This is a genomic window from Acetobacter lambici (assembly GCF_011516885.1).
In the GTDB taxonomy this organism is placed as follows: domain Bacteria; phylum Pseudomonadota; class Alphaproteobacteria; order Acetobacterales; family Acetobacteraceae; genus Acetobacter; species Acetobacter lambici.
In genome coordinates this window covers 1-559 of the sequence record NZ_WOTD01000179.1, presented here as the reverse complement: position 1 = coordinate 559, position 559 = coordinate 1, and the positions used below count along the sequence as shown (strand labels likewise).

The window sequence follows — 559 nt, the reverse complement described above, 5'->3', positions numbered from 1 at the left end:
CCCCGTCAAAACGGGCCACAACACGCCGTCCACAGGAGGCTGGAAACTCATACGCGCCTGCGCTACACTCTGTCTGCATCGGGTTTTCTTATAGCTTACGAAAATTTCTTTACACAAAATAGACTTTTTCATAATCTAACCCGATGTACAACCCTTCTGTGAGATTTCCGCGTCGAACATCGTCTGACGAAACCCAATCATCCCTGGACCAATGGTCAGGTTGAACGGATGAACCGGACAATCAAAGAGGCAACCGTCAAACGCTTCCATTACGACAGTCATGAGCAGTTGAGGACACACCTCAACGACTTCATGGCAGCTTATAATTTCGGGCGAAGGCTCAAGACGCTGAGTGGCCTCACGCCTTACGAATACGTCTGCAAAATATGGACTTCAGAGCCAGAAAGATTCATCATCAATCCAACCCATCAAACCCCGGGACCAAACACCTAGCACTACAGTTGCATTTTTTGTTGAGTTCTGAATCTATGGGTAACCATGATTCAGGATATGATGAATGGCGGTGCGTCTGTTGAAGAGACGCTGGATTTGTGGGCGT

1 pseudogene is annotated in these 559 nt (G+C 47.9%); it reads left to right on the top strand.

Annotation, left to right across the window (positions count from 1 at the left end):
- Positions 1-171: 171 nt before the first annotated feature.
- Positions 172-453: pseudogene (locus tag GOB86_RS15760) on the top strand (integrase core domain-containing protein); the annotation flags it as partial.
- Positions 454-559: the final 106 nt, after the last annotated feature.